The organism is Pseudomonas sp. MS19 (assembly GCF_013277615.1).
In the GTDB taxonomy this organism is placed as follows: Bacteria; Pseudomonadota; Gammaproteobacteria; order Pseudomonadales; family Pseudomonadaceae; genus Aquipseudomonas; species Aquipseudomonas marincola.
This window is the reverse complement of sequence record NZ_VBTO01000029.1, coordinates 1-5,546: the sequence shown is the minus strand read 5'-3', so window position 1 is coordinate 5,546 and position 5,546 is coordinate 1. Positions and strand designations below refer to the sequence as shown.

At 56.0% G+C, this 5,546-nt stretch carries 3 protein-coding genes and 2 pseudogenes; 4 read left to right on the top strand and 1 reads right to left on the bottom strand.

All coding sequences use genetic code 11. The features are described from left to right. Together FEZ62_RS20615 and ppnN are read left to right on the top strand one after the other, a co-directional pair. Window positions 1-227, top strand: a pseudogene (locus tag FEZ62_RS20615) (IS4 family transposase); the annotation flags it as partial. 360 nt (window positions 228-587) lie between these two features. Next, a complete protein-coding gene (gene ppnN / locus FEZ62_RS20610) occupies window positions 588-1,961 on the top strand; it encodes a nucleotide 5'-monophosphate nucleosidase PpnN (protein ID WP_069898880.1) in 1,374 nt (457 codons plus the stop codon). A gap of 56 nt (window positions 1,962-2,017) precedes the next feature. On the opposite strand, the gene FEZ62_RS20605 is transcribed toward ppnN, so the two are convergent. Then, entirely contained in the window at window positions 2,018-3,106 is a 1,089-nt protein-coding gene (locus FEZ62_RS20605; RefSeq protein WP_201970357.1) for an alcohol dehydrogenase family protein, read from the bottom strand. Window positions 3,107-3,265: 159 nt separating this feature from the next. Between FEZ62_RS20605 and tam the strand changes: the two genes are divergently transcribed. Both tam and FEZ62_RS20595 read left to right on the top strand, forming a co-directional pair. Beyond that, window positions 3,266-4,027, top strand: a complete 762-nt coding sequence (gene tam / locus FEZ62_RS20600) for a trans-aconitate 2-methyltransferase (RefSeq protein WP_172929648.1) — start codon at window positions 3,266-3,268, stop codon at window positions 4,025-4,027. A gap of 153 nt (window positions 4,028-4,180) precedes the next feature. After that, window positions 4,181-5,527: pseudogene (locus FEZ62_RS20595) on the top strand (IS1182 family transposase); the annotation flags it as partial. Between the last annotated feature and the right edge of the window lie 19 nt (window positions 5,528-5,546).

The window sequence follows — 5,546 nt, the reverse complement described above, 5'->3', positions numbered from 1 at the left end:
CGCCTTCGGATATACGTTTCAAACCCGCCTGCCAGTACATCGCAGTGCAGTTGATCGTCATGGCGGCGGCCAATCCGGTATCAGCAACGGGCAGACGATTAGCAGAGTTACGAGGAGGTGTCGCGGGGTTGTTTTTGGATCACCGTCCAAGGCCAGGTAGACCAAGGACGGTGAAGATTTCCAAAACCCGGTATCCAGTTGACCGTAAGGCTGCTCCGCTTAAGTGAACAGCATTACGCCTCAGCGCGGGCTTTTTTGTGCCTGCGAAAAACCGCCCGAAAGGCGCAGAAGAAAACACTTGCTAAGTAGAGTGCTCGCCCTGAATCGGGCGAAAAATATTGCGGCGTTTAACCTCGCGCCAATTGATAACAGCACGCTGGCGGTTCTATTCTAGAAACATCGGCATTCCTGTTCTGCAGCCCCTAAACGCTGCTCTCTCCAACACATGCCATACGGAGGATTCAGCCACACGTTTGCTTTCGTCACGCGCGGGCACCGACAATGGTTGACCTACGCGTCATTGGCACTCTCCATCCTGATGCACTGGCCGTAGCGAGCTCAGTCGTATCGCTTTCAGGGAAATTAGAATGGCAGAAAGAAAAGTAATAAACGCATCCGTCAGCCCCAAGGGCAGTCTTGAAACGCTGTCGCAGCGCGAAGTACAACAACTCAGCGAAGCCGGCTCTGGCAGCACCTACAAACTCTTTCGCCAATGCGCTCTGGCTATCCTCAACACCGGCGCGCACATCGATAATGCCAAGACCATTCTCGACGCTTACAAGAGCTTCGAGGTGCATATTCATCAGCAAGACCGTGGCGTTCGTCTGGAGCTGCTAAACGCGCCTGCCGATGCCTTCGTCGATGGCGAGATGATCGCCAGCACCCGCGAAATGCTGTTCAGCGCCTTGCGCGATATCGTCTACACCGAGAGCGAACTCAACAGCCAGCGTATCGACCTGAGCAGCTCGCAAGGCATCACCGATTACGTGTTCCATTTGCTGCGCAATGCACGCACCTTGCGCCCCGGCGCAGAGCCAAAAATGGTGGTGTGCTGGGGCGGTCACTCGATTGACACAGTGGAGTATCAATACACCAAGAAAGTCGGCCACGAACTCGGCCTGCGCTCGCTGGATGTCTGCACCGGTTGCGGGCCAGGTGTGATGAAAGGCCCGATGAAGGGCGCGACCATCGCCCACGCCAAACAACGCATCACCGGCGCACGTTATCTGGGCCTTACCGAGCCGGGCATCATTGCCGCCGAAGCGCCTAACCCGATCGTCAATGAACTGGTGATTTTGCCCGACATTGAAAAGCGCCTTGAGGCGTTTGTGCGGGTGGGCCACGGCATCATTATTTTCCCGGGTGGCGCGGGCACGGCAGAAGAATTTCTCTACCTGCTGGGCATTTTAATGCACCCGGAAAACCGCGAGTTGCCCTTCCCGGTCATTCTCACCGGCCCGAAAAGTGCGGCGCCGTATCTTGAGCAACTGCATGCATTTGTCGGTGCTACGCTGGGCGAAGCGGCGCAGCAGCATTACCAGATCATCATCGACAATCCGGTGGAAGTCGCGCGGCAAATGACAGCGGCCTTGAAGGAGGTCAAGCAGTTCCGTCGTGAGCGCAACGATGCATTCCACTTCAACTGGATGCTGAAGATCGACGAGAGCTTCCAGCGCCCGTTCGACCCAACGCACGCCAACATGGCCAGCTTGCAACTAAGCCATGACTTACCGCCGCATGAGTTGGCCGCCAACCTGCGCCGGGCGTTTTCCGGCATTGTCGCCGGCAACGTCAAGGACAAGGGCATCCGTCTGATCGAGGAACACGGCCCGTATGATATTCACGGTGATGCCGCGATCATGCAGCCGCTCGACAAACTGCTGCAGGCATTCGTCAGTCAACACCGCATGAAGTTGCCGGGAGGCGCTGCATACGAGCCGTGCTACCGCGTAGTGAGCTAACGGCAACCGGCTGATTTGCCCGCCAATAAGCGGCGCAAATCAGCCGAACTTTGTGGCTATTGCGCAGACGGTATCAGCACAAATTTCCCAACATGGCGCTTCTGCAGAAACGCTTGTTGCGCCTGCACAATGTCTTCCAGTGCGAAGGTTTCGGCCAACACCGGACTGATTTCGCCCTGCTCGATATACCTCACCAAATTCGCAAACACCGGCTCATCCCACGCAGTCGTCCCGATCAGGGTGATGTCCTTGAGGTACATGTCGCGCATATCGAGCGCAACCACCGGCCCGGCGATGGCACCGGACGACACCAGTCGCCCGCCACGTTTGAGCACCTTCAACGCGACAGGGAAATTAGCCCCCGCAACGTTATCAACCACCAGATCCACTGCGTTCTCGCCCAACACCTCAAGCAGATTCGCCGAACGACTGATCACCTGATCGGCGCCAAGACCGGCCACTGCATCCAGCTTCTCGGCCCCGGCAACAGCGATCACCGTGGCACCCCGGCGCTTGGCTAGTTGCAACGCGGCCACGCCGACGCCGCCCGATGCGCCCATGATCAATACCCGCTCGCCCGCTTGCAGATTAGCGCGGTGCAACATGTTCTCCGCCGTGCCGTATGCACAAGGAATGGTGCCCAACTCGGCATCGCTCCAGTCGCAGTCAATAGGGAACACTTCACTGGCAGGTACTTTCACGTACTGGGCGAACGCGCCGTCAAAGTCCGAGCCCATCCACAACGTGTCGAGTGAATCAAAGCCGTTCTCACGCATACACGCGCGCACCAGCACCCGTTTACCCAACAAATACCCGTGCGTGTGATCGGCAGCCGCCACGACTTCGCCGCAACAATCGGTGCCCTGAATAAACGGAAAAGGCGTGGCTGCATTCCAGCCACCCTCGCCGCTCTGGGCTGTCAGCGCTTCGCTGGAGGCGATGTTGGTGGACTCGGTAATGGCCGATGAGTACCAGCCCAGCCGCGTATTGATCTCGGTGTTATTGACCCCGGCAGCCAGCACTTTGAGCAGCACTTCACCCGCCAACGGCACAGGCATCGACACGTCCTGATAAACCAGCTTTTCATAGCCGCCATTGCCGGTGGTCACAATCGCCTTCATTACACTGCGCGTCATAGTTTTCATGGCCTCAACTCTGAATCAGGCAAACCACTGGCCTGCACTCTTGCTAGACCTTCCCCTATACACAGGCATAAGTAAACCTTACCCAACCTTGGCGCCAACCCTTGGCAAGCGGGCGTCACTCATCGCATTATCGATATTCACCTCGTCAGGGACGTCGCCATGAGTTGGTCAGCCAAGCAATACAGCCTCTTTGAACAGCAGCGCACACGGCCGGTTCACGACCTGATTGCTGCCATTTCCACCCAAAACGTGCAAACAGCAATCGACCTCGGTTGCGGGCCGGGCAACTCCACCCAAGTGTTGGCGCAGCGTTACCCGGACGCCTCCGTCAGCGGGCTCGACAGCTCTGTCGACATGCTCAAGGATGCATGCCAGCGCCTGCCAGAACTGCGCTTTGAGCAGGCTGACATCGGCGACTGGAATCCCGCGCACAATGTCGATGTCATCCTCGCCAATGCCTCGCTGCAATGGGTGCCCGAACATGGAGACTTGTTTCCAAAGCTGGTCAGCAAACTGAATAAAGGCGGAACGTTGGCGGCGCAGATGCCGGATAACCTGCAAGAGCCTGCACATGTGCTCGCCCGCCAAGTGGCGCAAGACCCACGCTGGGCGCACAAGATTGCCGAGGTCCGACATCCGCCACGCCATGCCCCCGATTTCTACTACGCCCTGCTCCGCGAGCACTGCTTTGCGGTCGATGTCTGGCGCACCACCTATTACCACCCGCTGGCCAATCATCAAGCCATTGTCGAGTGGTTCAAAGGCACCGCACTGCGGCCCTTTCTAGCGGCGCTTGATGAAGCAGAACAACATGCGTTTACCGAGCAATACCTGCAACAGATCAGCAAAGCGTATCCCGCACTTGCCGATGGCAGCGTGTTGCTGCCGTTTCCGAGGTTGTTTATTTGCGCGACACGTTAGTGCGGAGTTGCACAGGCCTGAGCAGTCATTAGCACCGGACTTGCCCAGCGCGACTCGTGGGAGTGTGCGGCATAGAACGGCCCAGAGTGTGTAAAAACGTAGGCAGCAATCTTGATATGATTTGACCAGACTTCGTCTCAGCAGGAGATGCGTGTGCGGCGATTCATTCAAGGTGAAAATCGGACTCAAGTTACCTTGCTCCCAGAGAGTTTGGATGACTATGTGACGGACACTAACCCAGTGCGGGTAGTCGATGTGTTCGTCGCTGAGCTGGACTTAGGCAAGCTGGGTTTTGAAGGTGTCGTACCAGCGGAAACAGGTCGGCCCGCTTACCATCCTGCTGACCTGCTAAAGATTTATATCTACGGTTACCTCAACCGCATCCAATCCAGCCGGCGCCTTGAGCGAGAAGCACTACGTAACGTCGAGCTAATGTGGCTGACTGGGCGCTTGATGCCGGACTTCAAAACCATCGCTAATTTTCGCAAAGATAATGGCAAAGCAATCCGCGCTGTTTGTCGTCAATTTGTTGTGCTGTGCCAACAGGTGGGGTTGTTCTCGGAAGCACTCATCGCCATCGACGGAAGCAAATTCAAGGCGGTCAACAATCGGGATCGTAACTTTACTAGCGCCAAGCTCCAGCGGCGTATGGAAGAAATTGAGTCGAGTATCAACAGATACCTGAGTGCGCTCGATACTGCGGATCGTCAAGAGCCTATCGTTTCGCAACCGAAGACCGAGCGACTACACGGCAAGATTGCTGCACTGAAAGTAAAGATGCAGGAACTGAAAGAAATCGAGGCCCAGCTCAATGAAACGCCGGATAAACAGATATCGTTGACCGACCCTGATGCTCGCTCGATGAAAACACGCGGTACGGGTATCGTGGGCTACAACGTCCAGACTGCGGTTGAAACGAAGCACCATTTGATCGTCGCACACGAAGTGACAAATGATGGTTCTGACCGAAGCCAGCTAAGCCCAATGGCCAAGCTGGCGCGAGAAGCTATGGGCGTAAAAGAGCTTTCTGCGGTAGCGGACAGGGGCTATTTCAAAAGCGAAGAAATCCATGCGTGCCACGAAGCTGGAATTACTGTGTTCGTACCAAAGGTTGTCACCTCCGGTGCCACAGCTGCGGGTCGCTTTGGTCGGGAAGACTTCATCTACGACAGTTCTAATAACGAGTATCAATGCCCTGCCGGGGATCGTTTGATCTGGCGATTTTCCAGCATGGAGAAAGGCCTGAAGATGGATTGCTACTGGAGTTCTAATTGCCAGAGCTGTTCTCTCAAAAAGCAATGCACACCCAGCGTACAGCGACGAGTGAAGCGCTGGGAGCACGAATCAATACTGGATACGATGCAAAGCCGCTTGGATCAAAATTCCGAGATGATGCGTATCCGTAAACAGACAGTTGAGCATCCTTTTGGAACGCTCAAAACCTGGATGGGCGCCACTCATTTCCTGACCAAAACCTTGCCTAGGGTCAGCACTGAAATGTAGTGGTCTAATGAAACCG